The 17762-nt window shown below is 59.9% G+C and carries 11 protein-coding genes; all 11 read right to left on the minus strand.

Annotation, left to right across the window (positions count from 1 at the left end; translation table 11 throughout):
* Positions 1-248 precede the first annotated feature (248 nt).
* The 11 genes from mobF to H9651_RS13820 all read right to left on the minus strand — a co-directional run bounded on the left by mobF (position 249) and on the right by H9651_RS13820 (position 17586).
* Positions 249-3794, minus strand: coding sequence for a MobF family relaxase (gene mobF, locus H9651_RS13770; RefSeq protein ID WP_191719961.1), 3546 nt, complete (start codon positions 3792-3794; stop codon positions 249-251).
* 148 nt (positions 3795-3942) lie between these two features.
* Complete coding sequence (locus tag H9651_RS13775) at positions 3943-5211, minus strand: hypothetical protein (RefSeq protein ID WP_191719909.1); 1269 nt, start codon at positions 5209-5211, stop codon at positions 3943-3945.
* 8 nt (positions 5212-5219) lie between these two features.
* Positions 5220-8300: a type III restriction-modification system endonuclease gene (locus H9651_RS13780; RefSeq protein ID WP_191719910.1), complete on the minus strand. Its 3081-nt coding sequence runs from the start codon at positions 8298-8300 to the stop codon at positions 5220-5222.
* Between the two features lie 5 nt (positions 8301-8305).
* On the minus strand, positions 8306-10153 hold the full coding sequence (locus tag H9651_RS13785) for a site-specific DNA-methyltransferase (RefSeq protein ID WP_191719911.1): 1848 nt from the start codon (positions 10151-10153) through the stop codon (positions 8306-8308).
* Positions 10154-10171: 18 nt separating this feature from the next.
* Positions 10172-10837 (minus strand): DUF4391 domain-containing protein, encoded by a 666-nt coding sequence (locus H9651_RS13790; protein ID WP_191719912.1) that lies wholly within the window; start codon positions 10835-10837, stop codon positions 10172-10174.
* A complete protein-coding gene (locus H9651_RS13795; protein WP_191719913.1) occupies positions 10830-14141 on the minus strand; it encodes a helicase-related protein in 3312 nt (1103 codons plus the stop codon). The genes H9651_RS13790 and H9651_RS13795 overlap by 8 nt, the downstream gene beginning before the upstream one ends.
* A gap of 3 nt (positions 14142-14144) precedes the next feature.
* Positions 14145-14345 carry a helix-turn-helix domain-containing protein gene (locus H9651_RS13800; protein WP_191719914.1) on the minus strand — a complete coding sequence of 67 codons (201 nt, stop codon included), beginning with the start codon at positions 14343-14345 and terminating at the stop codon, positions 14145-14147.
* 134 nt (positions 14346-14479) lie between these two features.
* Positions 14480-15622, minus strand: coding sequence for an alpha/beta hydrolase family protein (locus H9651_RS13805; protein ID WP_191719915.1), 1143 nt, complete (start codon positions 15620-15622; stop codon positions 14480-14482).
* Positions 15619-16635 carry a DUF6545 domain-containing protein gene (locus H9651_RS13810; protein WP_191719916.1) on the minus strand — a complete coding sequence of 339 codons (1017 nt, stop codon included), beginning with the start codon at positions 16633-16635 and terminating at the stop codon, positions 15619-15621. The genes H9651_RS13805 and H9651_RS13810 overlap by 4 nt, the downstream gene beginning before the upstream one ends.
* Positions 16632-17096 carry a hypothetical protein gene (locus H9651_RS13815; protein ID WP_036276282.1) on the minus strand — a complete coding sequence of 155 codons (465 nt, stop codon included), beginning with the start codon at positions 17094-17096 and terminating at the stop codon, positions 16632-16634. Before H9651_RS13815 ends, H9651_RS13810 begins: the two co-directional genes overlap by 4 nt.
* A 58-nt stretch (positions 17097-17154) precedes the next feature.
* On the minus strand, positions 17155-17586 hold the full coding sequence (locus H9651_RS13820; RefSeq protein ID WP_036276110.1) for a hypothetical protein: 432 nt from the start codon (positions 17584-17586) through the stop codon (positions 17155-17157).
* Positions 17587-17762 lie beyond the last annotated feature (176 nt).

Here is a 17762-nt window from a genome sequence, read left to right on the forward strand (position 1 = left end):
GGAAACCAATAACAACAACCCAAGGGGGGTCAAGATTCAAACGACGAAAAAGGGTCAGAATTCAGGCGACGTTGACAACTCGCCGACGAGGACAAAAGCAACGACCATAATCCGGAGCTGGCACGAGCATTTCGCATCGCTGCAGCGTGTGACCGTCGCTCACCCGATTCACGCGGTCTGTAGTCGCTCATCTTCCTCAGCGCGGCTTGTTGACGGTACGAGCGCGTACCGGCGCGACTGGGCAGCGGTCAGAGCACCCGCCCCTCCGAAGTCCGCTCAGACGGCCCACGATGGGACTGCGCAACCTTGGCCGCGGCGTTCATACGGCGGATCTCAGTGAGCGCTGCCTCGGCCCTCGCGTGATCGATTCGCTGCGCGGTGGCTTCGGGTCGGGACCCAAGCGGGCTCGGCGTCGTGACGGCGTATCGGTCGCGATACGCGGCGATCGTCCGCGCCGCCAACTGCCACTTCTCACGCCCCGATACAGCGGCGGGAGCATCACCGAGTGACGCGATCCATTGCGCACCATCTGCGATTGCTTCGCCGAGCACTGCGTCGGCCCGCTGCGTGATGAGGTCACGACGTTCATCGAGCGCCTGACGCATGTCATCAGCGACCCACCCCATCGCTTCGGGCACCAGCCCTGCAACGAGCCTGGCCGCTTTCCGTGAACGCCCCGATCCAGCGGGCTGAGCAGTCGCCGCTATCAGTCGGTGACGAATGACCGCAGCGATGTCGTCCGCATCCCCAAAGCCGCGTGCACGGACAAGACGCGGGAGCACGTTGGCCAGGTCATGATGGTTGGCTTCAGCTCGGCGCAGCTCTGCGGTCAAAGGGCCGAACGCATCCGAGCCAATGACCTCATCCGCTTCTTCAGTAGTGAGGCCGGATGCCCGAACCAGGGCGGCCCACCGGTCGCGTTGCGCTGCCGCAGCGACCGTCTCGTACTCGGCGGCGAGCTGTGCAATCGTTCCCCAGACCTCTTGTTCGACGGCAATCGTTTCATGCGCGGAGAGTTCCGCGCCGACGTGCTGGAGCACGCCGCCGAGAACACTGCGGCCGGTGACTTCATCGTTCTGTCCCGGATGCGGGCCATCGTGGGAAGTGTCGGGCGTATCGACGGCAACGTAGGCGATATTGGTGTCACGTCCCCGCGTCATCGCCACGTAGAGAGTCTCCCTGGTCATGGTCGAGTCGACGAGCACGTGGGCAGTATCGGTGGTGAGGCCTTGCGCGCGGAAGGATGTCACGGCGTAGCCGAGTTCGAGGTGCTCAACTACATAGTCGGCTGGCAGAAGAACGCTGGTCCCCCAGGAACTTCCAGCCCGTCGAACAAGCATCGATCCATCGCGTCGAACATCGACGACGTTCCAGCGATCCCCGTTGCGCACCCAGCCTCGCCCTGCCAGCAGGCGGCGATCATTGCGGCGCGTGATGACGATGTCACCGCACGCCGCATGGGTTCCATCGTGCAGCTCTGATTCGCGCGCCCCGCGGACAGTTCCGTCGAGGATGAGATCGGTCCGCGCGCGGTTATTGAGCGCGGTCACGGATTCGTTGGAGTCGGAGACGAGAATCGTTGCGCGCCCCGCGAGGTGGTCGGTGCGCCATGCGGTGTAGGCAGCATCGATCATGCTTTCGGTGTCACCGTCCACGATTCGATTCTGCGCGTCGTAGGTGTCGATAACTTCGGTGTGACCGTGGCGAAGATCGAGAGACGCACGCTTTTCCCAGTCGTGTGTGAATCGGTGAACTTCGACGAGCTCGGGCACGTCATCGCGGTCGTGCGTGAGCAGCCCGAATGCGCCGCCCGCGTCGACGGCCTGGAGCTGTGCGTAGTCGCCGACGAGTAGCACTTTCGCTCCGACCTCACCCGCGAGCTGGGTGATCCGGTCGAGCGAGAGCGTTCCCGCTAGCGACGCTTCATCAACGATCACGAGCTGGCCAGACTGAAAGGTCTCACCTTCTCGCAGGTGATTCTGCCACCACTTCGCCGTGTTCTCGGTTGCGATACCGAGATCCTCGGCGAGCACATGTGCCGCATTCGAGGAGGGCGCAAGCCCGACGACAGATCCTTGACCGTGCTCCTTTTCCCATGCCCGGCGTAGTGCGTTCATCGCGGTTGTTTTCCCGGCGCCAGCCGGGCCGACGAGCAGATCAACGACACGACCGGAGACAGCGATCTTCGTCAGCGCAGACGCTTGGTCCTCCCCCAACACCAACCGCTCACGATCAGGCGTTCGCACGATCCGCTCGACCGTCTCCAACGAGATGGTCGGGCCCGTCATTGTGTGCGCGAGTTGAAGCAGGCGCTCCTCGGCATCGAGCAGTTCACCCGACGAGAACACCGTGGAGTTCTTTGGGCGGAACACCGACGATTCATCGCTCCTGCGAAAGACCGCAGGGCTGGATGCCAGTTCGGGCGGCGTGAGCCGAATCGACACGGCCTCGGCCGCGTCCACCACTATGCCGATGATCGCTTCGCGATCGAGTGTGCTTGCGAAACGGTACCGCATCGTTTGCCGAGCAGCTTCGGCCGTGAGATTCCACCGGCGCCACGTCGAACGCTTCTCCCCAACTACAGTCACAACGCTCTGTCCCAGCCCACGAACGACGTCAAGCGGCACATCATCAGCGCGCAAGAGCAACGGCGCGCTATTCGCGGTGACCTCACGTGACCAGCCGCTTGCATCGTCACCAAGGATGTTGCCCGCCCGCTGCCTCCACTGAGTGGTGAGGTCGGCGAGCGAATGAATCTCCTTCTCCGGCCTTGTCGCGAGTGTCGCCTGGGCACGTAATTTGATGATCGTCGCGCTGGAGGGTTGCCTGCCGTGCTTCTCCATGTACGCAGCGATGAGACGATCCTTCTCCTCATTGATATGCCGCGAACGCGACGAGAACTCGGACACAAGTTGTTCAGGGACCTTCGCGATGGCCCATGCCGCGTTGCGGTCCCGGCCGCGATCACGCGTTTCCCACTCAACGCCGAAGAGCCGCGTGAGGTGATCCGCGAACACCGCTTCGTGGAACTCGGAGAGCGCCACCGTCGCAGCGTGGAGGGGGCGCCCGTCCAAGCTTCGCCACTTGTTGTCGAGCACGGTCTGCACCTTGTTGCTGATGACGACGTGCGTGTGCAGATGGGGGTCGCCTGAGCGTGAGTCGTAGTGGTCATACGCTGTTGCGATCAACCCGCGCACGTCGACCTGTGCAACGGCACCATCCCCAGGGGTTGCACCGGCACGAGTAGCTGCAACCTCACGCTCCATGAACGCAACCACCTCTGCAACCGCCGCATGGTGTGCGTTGACGATGAGAGATTGCGTTCCTGCGTCAGCAACTGCCCACAGCACGGAGGCGGACTTCGGGATGGAGAAGGTGAAGTCATATCCGGCCACGGCTCGTCGCGTGCCACGCTCGGATTCCTCCGCTTCGATCGCCGCGACTGCTCGGGCCCGAACGGTAGGACCCAGCTCGGGATCGAGCGCGCTGACTCGCTCACCAACCCGCTCAGGCGCCGATTTGTAAGCCGGGTACGCGCGCCCACGCGGCTCCCCCGTGACAGGATCACGCCCCATGCCAATCAACAGCTGGAGCTGGGCCTCGGTGACTCCATCGCCGTCGTGGAGTTGCCCGCTTCCGAGCCCTGGGAGACCGCTGCCCATCCATCGTCCCGGCGGTGTGCCGTCTGCGTTGTAGTACCTCGTCAACGGGGTCGACAGGTTGCGGTCGCCGTCACCGGCGGCCACTGTGCGCAGCAGGTACTTGTAGCCGTCGCCCGCCGACATCACCCGCATCGACACCGTCACCGCAGCTCACCTTCTCTCCATCAAGGAGAAGGTGAACGAGCAGGATCGGTAGCTTCAGGAGTCACAAGACAGAATCACACGGGAGTTGCCGAAACCTCGATCTGCAAGACGCGTGGTGGTGCTGAAGTCAGCGATCTCAGGTGAAGATATCTATGCCGCGATAGCGAACGCCGTACCGTGTGCCGAGTCGTTCCGCAGCGCGGCCAATTGCCGGGTCTGGAACGTCCAAGTACTTCAGAATCACGAGAGTCAGCACGATCCAGTTGGCGTCCCGGATACCGCGCAGCAAGACGCCATTTTCCCAGATGTCGCTCGAAACCGCGTGAGCAATAGTATTTCGAGCCTTGAGAAATTGCTTCGTCCATTCTTCAATGGACACCCGCGCCTGCTGCCAGACGTCGTCATCGACATGTCGGATGAGCTGCTCCACTTTCGAACGGAATGTGGTCCTTCCAAGATCGCCCTTGAGCTGCGCCACCGCCTCCTTCTGCGCTCGGTCGAGGCCCGTCAACGATTCCAGAGCTTCGAGAATCGGCCTAGATTCGTCGGGACCTAATCGCGGAGCTTCGTGTTGTTGAAGCGCTGTGGCGACTGACTCAATTGCCGCGGAGCTGAGGATCACGTCTGCGTCGACATATCCAGGCTGGTACCGCAACCCCGCGAGGATCTGGAGGACTGGTTTCCATTCGCTGTATGCCACCCACCAGCGCTCGATCGTGTGTTGAATCCAGTCACCTGCGAATCTCAGCGTGTATTCAACCGGCTTGCGCGTCGGACGCTCAAACGGCGCGTACTTGTCTCGCCCAAAGATGTTCACGGTCTGCCCGGACCTGTCAGTTGCGACTAGCGTGAGTTGTCCGCACGGCAGGTCAGCCGCGAATGTGAGCATCGCCTGAAAGACGGCGAGTTGAGTCTCAAAGTCCTCCAACGGAACCGGCTCCGGCACAACTAACGTGATCGAGTTCTCTCCACTGCGTAGCGTCGCTTCCATTTGCGACGCTCCGCCAATCGCCGGGAACACCAACGGTTGCCCAGGGCTCCGAGCCGCTCCATCCTCGTGGCGGCAGGAAGAGACCGATGCCAGGTGCTCGAATGTCGCCGTCACAGTTGTGTATTGAGCATCATCCAGAGCTGATCCGACCCTGAGTTCATCGACTCGCAACCCTAGGTCACCGTCGATCGCGAAGACTGTTCCACGTATGAGCGTCGGTGTCCCGTCAAGAGATGCTGTGAGGACTCGTATGCCAGGCTGCCCTGTCGCATACGAGAAGCTACTCGGTGATTTGAGGATCCACCGCCCGCCACGTTCGACAACTTCGGCCGTGCCGTCGCGTGCGCCATCACCGATCGATTCAAATACGACCGAGGTCGATGTCCATTGAAAGTTCTCCGAGAAGAGCGCCACAAATCGACCTATGCCGTAACGAGCTGCATCAGCTCGGTGTAGTCGGTGACGACCTCATAGGTGACGTCCTGGCCGTTCTTCTCACTAATGGATGCGAAGAACTTGCGGGCGCACTCGATCTTGGCGTCCTCCACTCCCTTGAGCTGGAGCGTTGAAAGAGACCCCTTGGTTTCAGCAACGAAGTAGACGTGTTTGACGCTGCCCTCTGTGAACGCAATCGCCCAGTCGGGGTTGTAATCACCCACCGGAGTCGGGATGAAGAATCCACGCGGGAGCTTCGCGTAAACAGCGACCTCCGTACTTGTGTCCAGCTCGGTGACGAACGCACGCTCGATCTTCGAGTCGGTCACTACGAAGTCATAGATGTGCTTCTTGAGCTTGGCACCCGCCTTACTGAAGTCCTGTGCCGTTTGATTCTCGGTGAAGATTGCCGAGTCGAACCGGTCCTCCAGAGCGTCGTACGCCAAGTGCTCGACGATGACGGTCGCCTTCTGCTCGTTGATCAGCCTCGCAGCCTCGGTGATGAACTGCTCCGGGTTGAGCCGGAACTTCCCGAACGTGCCCGGCGCCACGCCTCGCAAGATCGCGGCAACCGTACGACGGGTGAGCTGGGTCTTCTCGGTGATCTCACCAAGCAAGTCGTACTTCACTTGCGATCCCGCACTCACGGTCTCGGTGTGAGTCTGCGTGGACGACACCGCGAACCCTGAGCCGCCCGCGAGGTCGTCAGCCTCCAACTTCTCGCGCTGCTGCCCTGCTTGGACGACGTACTGCATCGCCGCGACGTTCAAGTGCTTATCGAGATGATCTGCGGACTTGCGGATCAGTTCGGCCGAGTCGAACTCGACCTGGTAGACCGCCTTATGGTTGATCCGGCCCCAGAGCGCCTGGAACTCCTTCTTGGCGAAGTTTGCCTCGTTGAGCGGGATCTTCTTCGGCTTGCGGTCGTCAGTGATCTCCGGCGCCGCGACGTGTAGAGCGTCAACTAGCTCCGCAACCTGATAAAAGTACGGCTGCAGCGATGTTGGCAGCTCGGGCATCTCTGGCAATTCAGCCCGACCGAACCACTTGTCAGTGAGGTGCTGCTCGTAGTCGATAAAGGCATTAACCGTCAGCCAGTGCTGGAGTTGTTTTGCCTCATCTAGCGTGATCGTGTGAAGGGTTCCGGTTGGAACATCCTCAACAGTCTTGCCGACGAAGTACTCGGTGGTCGCCTTGCGCGGTCGGGCAGCAAGGGACTCCGAAATCTCCTTCTGTAGTCCGGCGACAAAATCGGTGTATGACTCGTCGGTAACCACCGTCAGCTCGTTGATGTCATGAACAGTGGCGGGGTTGTCCATGCGTATGCCGTGCTGGTCGACGGCGAGACGCAGGCCGCGGCCGATCTCTTGGCGACGGGAGACCGTGTTGTCGCTCTTCTTGAGCATGCCCATGACGAACACATTGGGATTGTCCCAGCCCTCGCGCAGCGCCGAGTGGGAAAAGAGGAACCGGACTGGCTCACTGAACGAGAGCAGTCGCTCCTTATCCTTCAGGATCAAGTCGTACGCATCAATGTCGTTCGACTGCCCCTTGTCGTCGCCACGGCCGGAGACACTGCCGTCGACTTGATGCTTGGATTTCTTGTCGATCGAGAAGTACCCCTCATGCACCCGTCGGACTTCGTCGCGTCGCAAGTACTGCTGGTACTCTTCAGTCGCGTTATCGATGGCCAGCTCACCAAGTACCTCGTTGCGGATCGCGGCGTACTCTTCCTCGAACGTTTGTGCGTAGTCGCCGAGGGTGTCTTCGCGGCCGTAGTCACGGTATTTGGCGACCTCGTCAATGAAGAACAGCGAGAGCACCTTGATGCCCTGGCTGAACAGCGCACGCTCCTTATCCAGGTGGGCGCGAATGACTTCGCGAATTTGGATGCGCCGCTTCGTCTCCTCCGTGGCGTCTCGGTCGGCGAGCTGCCCGGCGATGACGACGTCGCCGTTGCTCAGCTCGATCACGTCACGATTCGCGTCGATCTCGGTGATGAAAAGGCCCTTGTAAGCCTCAATGCCGTTCGATACGTCGTGCAGGTTCGCACCGACGTCGAGGCGCTTGACCTGACGTTTGATGCCAGTCTGGGTCTGTACTTCGATTTCGATCCGGGCACTTGGCTTCGTCCCTTTGGCAATCTCGATCGCGTCCAGGTACAGGTATGCGGTAGATCCGGCCAGGCCTTTGACCGTGATGCCTCGCACCGCAATTTTCTTAACTAGCCTCTGGTTGTATGCGTCCAAGGCATCGAGGCGGTGCACCTTTGTGTGCTCTACCTTGTGAGTGGCCGAGTAGCGCAACATCATGAGGCCGCGGAATCGCGAGAGCGCATCGAGGGACTTCGCAGCACCAATCTTCTGCGGCTCGTCAATAATCACGATAGGTCGGTTCGCCGCGATCACGTCGATCGGACGCCGCGACTGGAAATCATCGAGTACGTCGTAGATGCGACGGTTGTCCTTACCAGTCGCGTTAAAAGCCTGAATGTTGATGATCATCACCTGCACCCCGGCATCGGAGCTGAAACGCTCGATCTCGTGCAGTTGCGAGGAGTTGTAGATGAACGATCGCGGCTTGGTCCCGTAAAGCTGCTGGAAATGCTCGGACGTGACATCGAACGACTTCTTGACGCCCTCACGGATCGCGAGCGAGGGCACGACGATAATGTACTTCGACCAGCCGTACCGCTTGTGCAGCTCTAAAATCGTCTTGATATAGACGTAGGTTTTCCCGGTTCCCGTCTCCATCTCCACGTCCAGGTTCGGAGCCCCCGGAGCCGCCTTGCTATCGACAAGTGTCGTCGAAAGCGGCAGATTGCGAGACCGCTGGACCTTTCGAACGTTGTCCAGCAGCTGGGTAGAGGAGAGCGCGATGTCGGCGTTCCGAAGACCGGAGTCGGGCGTATCGTTCGTCTCGAACAGCCTCGGGTTCGAGACAGGCGTCGTTCTGCCTGGGTCGATTCGATAGGAGATGCCGTCGCGCTTGGGCTGCCCCTCGAAAATCTCGACAACCGCGTCGACAGCGTTGGTCTGGTATTGCTGGACCTTGAACTGTAGTTTCATCCCGATCAAATCGCCTTCACGTCGGTCGCCGGAGATACCTCGCGGAAAACCTGCTCCGCATTGATCCGTGCGTCATCCGACCCGAATGCGGAGTCCCGGAACACAACGCGAACTGGCTTTTCATCTGCGATGGCCCGAACCAGCTCAGGGCTGACCTCTCCGTCAAAGCAAGCGATCAGAGCGCCGTCCTCGACTCGAAACACCTCATGGCCGTGAATGGACACCCGATCTATTGACATCGACAAGTCGAGCCCCCAGTCCAATAGCACTTGGAAGAGCAGGTCCTCACCAGTACGCCCCGGCTTGATATTTTCCTCGAGTTCCGCCAGATCGAGTTGTCCAGTCTCGTCTGGTGCGCGTAAGACATCAATCATGTTCGAGGTATCGACTGTCAGAGCGCGAAAACCTGAGTCAAAGTGCGCTCTGTTCAAACCGGATTCCTCGGACGCACGTTTGCTCGCGCGGCGGACCCTCTCGCGGGCGAGCTCTGCAATGGTACTGAAGCCCTGCTTCGCAGCTTCACTTGTAGGAGGAAGCGTTTCCGGCAGCTGGACGAGAATCCATGACCGGTTCTTGCCGTCTTTGGCGTTTGCGCGCATGACCGCGTCTGCCGTGGTGCCTGACCCTGCGAAGAAATCCATGACGATATCGCCTTCGCCAACGCCCGCGATCCAGAGCAACTGCTCGATCAACTTCGTAGGTTTCGGTGTGTCAAACACCGCTTTCCCATCAAATAGTCTTTTGACCTCCGTGGTGGCTTCGCGCGTGGTACCGACTTCGCTGCCGAGCCACAATGACTCGACTGCGCGGCCCTCGAGGGTATCGAGATAGATCTTCCGTGTGATCGACGTCTCGCTCTCGTTGAAAACCACCTCCCCGGTCTCGATCTTCAATTGCATGGTTTCGCGGCTCCAGCGCCAACCATTCTCAGGAGGGTCGATGACCCCTCCGCTCGGTGTCGCTAGCTGGTAGCGAAGATTCGGCCGGTAGAGCGCGTTTCGAACGTCACCGGCCCGCCACGGCCCGCGAGGGTCATCATCGCGGTTCCGATAGTTGACGTTATGTTCGGGAGTGCGTTCGAGCGGCTGCAGCGCAAATGCCTCGCCACGCCGGTAGCCGAGGATCGTGTTGTGGTGCACAGAGACGGTATCGGTATACCCCTTGGGCTGCACGCTGTGCTGCCAGATTAGCTCTGCAATGAAGTTTGAGCGACCAAACACCTCATCGAGCAGAGATCGTAGATTGGCGCTCTCGTGATAATCGCAGCTAACGAAGATGGCGCCGTCGTCGCTGAGCAAGGATCTAGCCAGTCTGAGCCGAGGAAACATCATGCTCAACCAGTCCGAATGATATCGACCATTTGTCTCAGCGTTGGAGATCAGACGAGCGCCGATTTCGTCTGACTGTCCAGACTCCCGCAAGTAGTCATCTACCGTCTGCGAAAACGAATCGGAGTAGACAAAGTCGCTTCCGGTGTTGTAAGGCGGATCGATGTAAATAAGCTTGATCTTGCCGAGGTAGGACTCTTGCATTAGCTTCAGTGCGTCGAGGTTGTCACCCTCGATGAAGAGGTTCTCAGTGGCGTCAAACTCGACAGACTCCTCTGCGTTTGGACGGAGGGTCTTCGAGATAGGAATATTGGCTTCAACCGCAGAGGCGCGCTTGCCCGGCCAGTCCAGTTGATATCGCTCCTGCGATCCTTCGATCACGTGGTCGGAGAGCTCTTGGCGCAGCAGATCGAAGTCGACGGCCATCGTGACGTTGCCGTCGGCGTCGACGGACTCAGTGACGACGGTCGGGAACAACTCGGCAAGCTTCTCGATATTGGCGTCTGTCAGGTCTGGCGACGTCATGCGTAGTTTTTCCACGGGTTACCTCTGCTGTTCGAGTTCTTGTTGTCTAGTTTTGAGGGTGCGGCGCAGCTCGATTTTGCGGTTGAACTGCGGCTCGGTGCGGAGCTTGCGCTCCAAAGCGGTGATCTCGCGTTCGAGTTTCCGCACGGTTGCCAGCCTGTCGGCAACCGCTGACATCTCCTCACCGGGCCGTACCGTTACCGGCGTCAACGGCTCTAGGATCGCCGCGTAGAGGGTGGGCAAGCCGATTGCTGTGGGGAGCGACTGCCGTTCTGCATCCGCAGGCAACCAACCGGTCGAGTAATAGGTGCTGAGCTTCGGAGCGCCCGAACCGAGCTGCTTGTGCGCCGCGGCCATCCGGACTTGCGGTTCGCCTGCACTTCTTCGCGTGATCTCGAAGATGATCGGGTACTGGATGGCCTTGTCGATCGCAGACAGCGCCTGATCGGCGACCTCACCGGTTTTCGTGTCTATCTGGAAGACCTGGATCTCGGGCACAGTTGCGTTGCCAGGGAGGTTGATGGTGGATTCGGCAAGCTTGTAGGCCCAAGTAATGCGCTGGACCTCGGACACAAACTTCTCGCGCACAGCGGTGCTGACGTTGCCGTACTCGTAGAACTTCTCCTTGGGCACACGGCTGCCGAACTTTGCTGCGACAGGCCACTTGTACAGCAAATCAACCATTGGTTCCCTCGTCGGCAGGCTCAGGGAGCGAAGACGGGGGGTCCACAATGGCGACGAATGCGATCAGTTCGAAGTCGTCGAGCCCTGCGATGGTCTGGGTCAGCGCGCTGGTTTGTCCACCGGTGAAGAGGCTGTCGATGTCGCGTTCTTCTGTGACGTCGATCATCGAGTGAATCGCATCTGTCAGGAGCCCGGAGTACTTTCCCATCTGCGCACCCTCCTGCGTAGCTGCGTTGAACACATGCACGGCCTCGGAGAGTGGCTCGTCGTAGGGGCGACATCCGGCGCGGAGCAGGTCTAGCAGGTGCTTGGCCTCGGTGTGGTCGGCGATGACGTTGCCTTCATCGTCCAGGTAGACAAGATAATGCGGGTGGAGCCGGTTGCCACGGTTACCACTCTTCCCGGCGAGCTGAGCATCCTCTGCGTTCACGCTACGCAGCGCAAAGATCACCCCCGGCTGCAGGCCCTTCGCAGGGTCCGCAGGAACGACGGCATGCAGGCCCTTGGGTACGTCTGCGAGATCTCCATTGTCCTTGATGTAGCCCAGCAGATCCATCCGGAAGTCATTGAGCCCGAGGTCAGTGATCGAGACACCGGTCCGCACGTCTTCAAGCTCAATGACCTCATCCTGGAGCTTGCGGAGCTGTTCTTTGCGGAACGCCGCATCGGAGTTTTCCAGACTGAGGACGTTGTCATCGGCGGTACCCGCCACGTCAGCGATGACCATGCGGTTCTCGACCCGCTCTTTGAGGTTGATGTACTCGTCGAGGGAAATGTCGGGCCAGAAGTTGACCAGCTGAATCTGAGCATTGGTGGAGCCGATGCGGTCGATACGCCCAAACCGCTGGATGATCCGCACCGGATTCCAGTGGATGTCGTAGTTGATCAGAAAGTCGCAGTCCTGGAGGTTTTGCCCTTCGCTGATGACATCAGTGCCAATGAGGACGTCCAATTCGCGCGTCTCTTTCGGCATGGTGAGGTGCCGTTGCTTCGACTTTGGCGAGAACATCGCCATGACCTGCTGGAAGTCGAATCCGGTACCGAGCGTGGCCTTGGCGCCATGGCTGCCGCCGGTAATGACGGCCGTCTCCAGCCCGGCATTGGTGAGCACCGGGGCGAGCTCACGGTAGAGGTAGTTCGCGGTGTCAGCGAACGCCGAAAAGACCAGCACCTTGCGGTTGCCAGGGTTGATCGGATGTGCGACCTTCTCGGTGATGAGTTGCTTGATTTTCTGGAGCTTCAGGTCGTGGGCCGGAGCGACCTTGCGCATCTCATCAAGCAGTTCTCGAAGGGTCTCACGATCGTTCCAGAGGTCCCGCCGCCAGGACTCGATGTCAATGTCATCGAGGTCGATCTTGATCTTCTCGCCGAACGAAATGGCCTCGATGTTTGCATCGTCTTCATCATCGAGATCGAAGTCAAGTCCCGTGAGGTCCGCGCTCAGATCAGCGAGCGCTCCTGCGTGAGAATCGAGGCGCCGCAATGTGCGGTCCACTGACTCCTCGATCTTGCTTACGGTCAGGCGGAAGGCTTCGACTGAACTCTCCAGTCGTTTGAGAAGGTTCACCGTCATGAGCTTCTTCAGGCCTTGCTCGCGCCCGGCTTGGCCAAGGTTGGAGCGGGCGCTGCCTGTTGTGACGTTGTACAGATCCTCGTACTTACTCATCCGACTTGGAAATACGTAAGCCATCGGAGTGTAGACGGCGAGGGTAAGCGCTTGGAGTTGCTCGAAGATCTCGTTGAAGTCCGGCACATCCGCTAGGTCAGTGAGCGGTGCGCGGATCGAGAGCGGTGGGAGGCGTTCGGGGAATGCGCCGATCTCAGTGGTGTCATAGAACGCCTGGATGTGCTTGCGTGAGCGGGCAATCGTCACCGCGTCGAGTAACTCGAAGAAGTCGAAGTCGAGCATCTTGAGGATGCGATCGGTGGTGCGATCTTGAGGGTCGAGTTTGGACCATTCATTGAATACCCGTTGCGCGTCGCTGAAGACTTTCTCTACGGTGGTAGAGAGGTTCAGATGCTGGGCGAGGTTCTCCGACTCCCCTTCGTAAGCGAGTTGGAGCTGGTTCTTCAAGTCGTTGAAGCGGTTGTTTACCGGGGTTGCCGAGAGCATCAGCACCTTGGTCTTTACACCTTCTCGGATAACTTTCCGCATGAGCCGTTGGTAGCGAGATTCCTTTTCCTCGGCGTAGTCGGCGTTGCGAAAGTTGTGCGACTCATCGATGACAACCAAGTCGTAGTTGCCCCAGTTGATCCGATCCAGTCTCAGGCCGAGCGATTCTCCGCGTGTGCGGGAGAGGTCGGTGTGGGCGAGAACGTCGTAGTTAAACCGATCAGACGCAAAAATATTCGTCGTGAGGTTTGCGTTGTAGTTTGTCCAGTTCTCGGAAAGCTTCTTCGGAGCAAGCACGAGCACTGACTTGTTGCGCAGCTCGTAGTACTTGATCACCGCCAGCGCCGTGAAGGTCTTACCCAGACCGACGCTGTCGGCGAGGATGCAGCCGTTGTAGGTCTCCAGCTTGTTGATGATCCCGGTTGCCGCATCGCGCTGGAAATTGTAGAGGCTCTGCCAAACCTTCGTATCTTGATAGCCAGTGCGATCGTTCGGCAGGACATCTTCGTTGATGTCGTCCAAAAACTCCGCAAACAGGTTGTAAAGGACTAGGAAGTAGATGCGTGCTGGGGCATTTTCCGCATAGACGCTGGCAATGTGGTCATGGACCGTTTGAGTGACATCGTCCAGCTGATCGGGATTGTGCCAGATTTGGTCAAACAGCTGGAGGTACTGAGACGTCATCGGAGCCTCATCAACGCGTTGCACCATGTTCGATACCGCGTTGCCCCGCTCGTAGCCAAGGTCGGCCGTGGTGAAGCCTTGCAGAGACGTGTAGGCAGCGCTGTCGCCAACGACTGCGAACTGCTGCATCGGGTTGCTGGTTGCGTTCGAGCGGAACGTGACCTTGCGGCGTACCCAGTCGGCACATTCCTTCGCCACTGCGCGCTGGGTGAGTTGGTTGCGCAACCTAATCTCAAACTCCGACCCAGACAGGCTCGACTCGGCGTGCGCACCGGGGATGAAGAACTCGCGGCGCTCCTTGCGGAGCTTGTCCGTCATCTTCTCCGTAACGAACGCTGGCGTCGTAAAAATGAACTCCAGCTCAGAAACCTGCTCCAGCTCCTTACGGAGCGCCTCGAACGCGAAGATCGAGAATGTCGATGCAGCGATACGGACTTTGGAGCCCGGGGTGATCTCGGCCTTCAAATCGTCTCCGAGGAGGTCTGTGACGTTATTGATGATGCGCAAGCGTTAGCCCTCCGCCCCGTCAGACACGTTTCCGGCCGCGCCGCCGCCTCGAACCCAGTCGTCAATCTCGCTGGCCTGGAACTTCCACAGGCGACCGATCTTGTGGGCGGGCATGCCCTTCTCAGCGATCCAGGTGTAGACAGTGTCCTTGGTGACGCCAAGATGAACAGCGATGTCGTCAGCTGACAGCCACGGCTCGGTCACGTAAGTCCTCCATCTCGACCCGCTCAGGCCGACATCCCCGATGATATCGGAGAGACAGCGGGTTGAGTAGGGTTTTTCCGGGTGTGAACCGGCCTACTGTCCCTCGCGAGATCGCGCTCGCATCACGTTGCAGGTCAAGAAGGCAGCTGCTTCGCGAGCCAGGCACTGACCGCATAGCGCCATCGCGACGGGTCGGAGTTCCACGCAAGCGTGTGCCCTGCATCAAAGGATTCCAGTTGGACAAGATCAGGACGTCGATCGCGGAGTGCTTCCGAGACGTTGATAGGAGCTGAGTCATCCCTGACACCGTGAAGGATCAGCATGGGCACGGTGAGCTCTTCGGCACGCTGCACCCAATCAAACTCCCGAAGTGGGATTGCGCTCGGCAGCCCAACCATTCGAGCGAACGGGCCGAACGTCAACCACGGGGTGGCGAGATTGCCTGCGGCACCGGGCAAACCGCTGCGCGCGCAGTTCGCTTTGATCACGTCGATCCAGTTGAGAACTGGAGAGTCCAGGACGAGTCCCGCGATAACACCGCGCTCTCGTGCGCGGCTGGCAACTCGTAGCGCGATCGCGGCACCCATTGACCAACCGAACAGTACGATCCGTTGCGCGCCGTTCTGGATCGCATGCTCCACTGCGGCTTCGGCGTCCTCGCTCTCGGTGAGGCCAAGCGTTGAGCGTCCGGTACCAAGCCGGGGGCCTTCGCCGTCGTTGCGGTAGCTGACGATGACCGATGTGTAGCCCAATTCCGTGGCGACCTGCGCACCGCGCAAGGTTCCGGCCCGACTACTCCCAAGACCGTGGATGTGGATCGCCCAGGTCGAACCGTTCTCTTCGCCCTCAATGAGCCAGGCCGGGGCTACCCCCGCGCCTGTGTCGATCGAGACGTCCGTGGCGCTGAGGCCTGCATCGGCTGGGTTTGCGAAGTAGATCCCGCTCCATGAGAAGCGGTCGCCAGCGAAAGCTAGGAAGTCGTTTGCCGCATCCGTCACAACCCGGGCGATCTGATCAGAGCTTCGGTCGAGCACTTCGTCGGATACTCGCACCCACTCCCCCGTCTCGACCCACAGGTTGTAGACACCACGCGCGGCAGTCTCGCGTGTGCGGTCGAGGACCAGTAGTCGCCGATCTCCATCAACCTCCACGTCGCGGATGGTCAGGTCGAAGTTCCTTGGGCCCACCGGTGCGGTCAGCCTCCGGGCGATAGTCCATCCGAGACTCAGACCTCCCGCGGTAAGCAGCGCCGCGGCCGCAGCGATGATCCGTCTCATACCTGTCCTCGTTCGCGTGCAGGGCGACCATGCACAGATTCAAGTGCGCCGCGCGCATCAGCCCCCAAGAGGTGAGCCTCGGCTCGCTCCAGCAATGCACGATCGGGTCCAGTGACTTCGAAAGAGACGCGTGGATCGATCATGGCGTCACGGATCTCGACGATCTCGCGGTGGAGGCGTACCTCTGGGTCATCCAGGCTCGACCCGAGCGAGTTCGTGCCGCTGAGTCCCGGCCGCACGAGTGTTGCTCGACGCCAGAGCGGCTCCAGCTCTCTCACCATCTCAGCTGCCTGCGCACGTCGGGCGCGATCCCGCACGTATCGGACCATTGGTTGCCCTACGAATCCGGCGCACAGAAAAACAAACGCGAGTAGAGACAGCGGCCCATACGTTGCGCCGACCGCGTTCATGAGTTCGAGGTTGCCTGAGATGTGCGCAACATCCATAACGATCACCACCACGCAGAGGGCGACGCCCGAAGCGGAGCCAATCAACAGCAGCGCTGGCGGAATGCGCTGGATGCCAGCACCAAGCCGGAACTGGCGTGTCGCCAGCGCGAGCATCGCAGCAACGACAATCCCGCAGTACGTGAAGGCGATGATCGAATACGTCGCGGCCCACAGTTGGGCGCCGAGATCAATCATGAAGTTGACCGTCGTTGACCCACGCTCGATGAGCATGAAAGCCACTGTGGCGCCGAGGAGTGCGATGGACAGCGCGGAGCGACCGACGGCTGCGCGCACCAACCGAGGGCGATACTCCCCCGCTTTCATTGCTGCCCGTCCGAGGAAGAAGAGTCCGATCATCAGGAGGCCATCTGAGAGCAGCGTAGCCAGGTTGGTTGCGCCAAGGACCCGATCGACGATGACGTAGACCGCATCGACGTTGAGTGTCATCGCGATAGCGATGGTGAGCGCCGAGTACGTGATACTGCGGTCTGTGCGCCCGCGCCGCAGGACGAGCAGGCTCGCCACAAGCACCCACATGAGTGCCGCGACGAGCGTCTGGATCATGCGAATATCTCCGAGTAGCGAGACTCCGCGAAGGCCGAACCGCGGATGCCTGCCGCGAGCCGATCAGCCAATGACTCTGCAGCGATCTCAGTGCCTGTGTCGAGGTCCTGGCGCCTGAGCAAACGTCCGCGAGTGTGCGGTGGGATATCGGGCAGCAGGGCATCCACCTCGGAGCACTCGTCGCCGTCGCAGTGCCCAAGAATCATGTGAGCGAACTCATGCAGAACGAACTGCTGGCGGTGCAGAACCGAGTCGCTGTGGGCATGAAGGATCAGATCCTCAGTATCGGTAGTCAGCCAGACGGCGCAGATGCCATCGTGGTCGCCAAGCTCGGCAAGCTCAACGACGCGCAGCTTCCGTTGCCTGCGCTGCCGCACAGCGTCGAACAAGGCGTCGAAGGTGAAGGCTCCGCCCAGAGCAAGATCTGCGACAGCCGTAGATACGGTCATTTCGATATTCATGCTCTGCTCACCCTCCTTCGAGAGCATCTACCGGCGTCGCTCGCACCGGGGTGCAACGTCACTGCTCGATTGTGTGTGCCATTTCCTCATCTAGGAACCTGCTGATGGCTTGGAGAGCTTTCGGTGAAATATCTCCAAGGGTGCGGGCTGCGTAGGACTTGACCTTCGCCGCCCGCATTGAGCGCACAAGATCAAGTTGTGCACTCACTCTCGCCGGGACCTCGGCACCATCAGAACCGACAAGGAAGTCAGCGTCGACATCGAAGAACGATGCCAGCCCTTCGAATACCTCGGGATCTTGCACGTACCGGTGCCCGTTCACCATGTAGGTCCACCGCGATCTCGACAGATTTGTACCGCGTTCGCCTAGGTAGGCGGCGATCTGCGAATACGTGGGTTCAATACCGGACTCAGCGATCGCAACGTCGAGCAGCAGGCGCAGGCGTTTCGCGAGATCCGCAGCTGCGGCTTTGCTCTCGTTCTCGGTCATTGGTGTTGACCCCTTCCGTTCGGGACGGGTAGGTATCGGCGACGGCCACCCCGGCAGGAGTGTTGCGCATGCTCAATATAGCCGTTGAGCATGCACAAATCAAGGGTTGCGCATGCTCAATTGCCATGTTAGAACGGAAGACCTAAGCCATTTGAGCATGCTCAAACTTCATGATT

The organism is Microbacterium pullorum (genome assembly GCF_014836535.1).
GTDB lineage: Bacteria > Actinomycetota > Actinomycetes > Actinomycetales > Microbacteriaceae > Microbacterium > Microbacterium pullorum.

Excerpts from the sequence above, each read along its gene's own strand:
- mobF (WP_191719961.1), bottom strand. The coding sequence starts at position 3,794 with ATGCGGGTGATGTCGGCGGGCGACGGCTACAAGTACCTGCTGCGCACA.
- H9651_RS13820 (WP_036276110.1), bottom strand. The coding sequence starts at position 17,586 with ATGACCGAGAACGAGAGCAAAGCCGCAGCTGCGGATCTCGCGAAACGC.
- H9651_RS13805 (WP_191719915.1), bottom strand. The coding sequence starts at position 15,622 with ATGAGACGGATCATCGCTGCGGCCGCGGCGCTGCTTACCGCGGGAGGT.
- H9651_RS13810 (WP_191719916.1), bottom strand. The coding sequence starts at position 16,635 with ATGATCCAGACGCTCGTCGCGGCACTCATGTGGGTGCTTGTGGCGAGC.
- H9651_RS13790 (WP_191719912.1), bottom strand. The coding sequence starts at position 10,837 with ATGGTTGATTTGCTGTACAAGTGGCCTGTCGCAGCAAAGTTCGGCAGC.
- H9651_RS13815 (WP_036276282.1), bottom strand. The coding sequence starts at position 17,096 with ATGAATATCGAAATGACCGTATCTACGGCTGTCGCAGATCTTGCTCTG.
- H9651_RS13780 (WP_191719910.1), bottom strand. The coding sequence starts at position 8,300 with ATGAAACTACAGTTCAAGGTCCAGCAATACCAGACCAACGCTGTCGAC.
- H9651_RS13785 (WP_191719911.1), bottom strand. The coding sequence starts at position 10,153 with ATGACGTCGCCAGACCTGACAGACGCCAATATCGAGAAGCTTGCCGAG.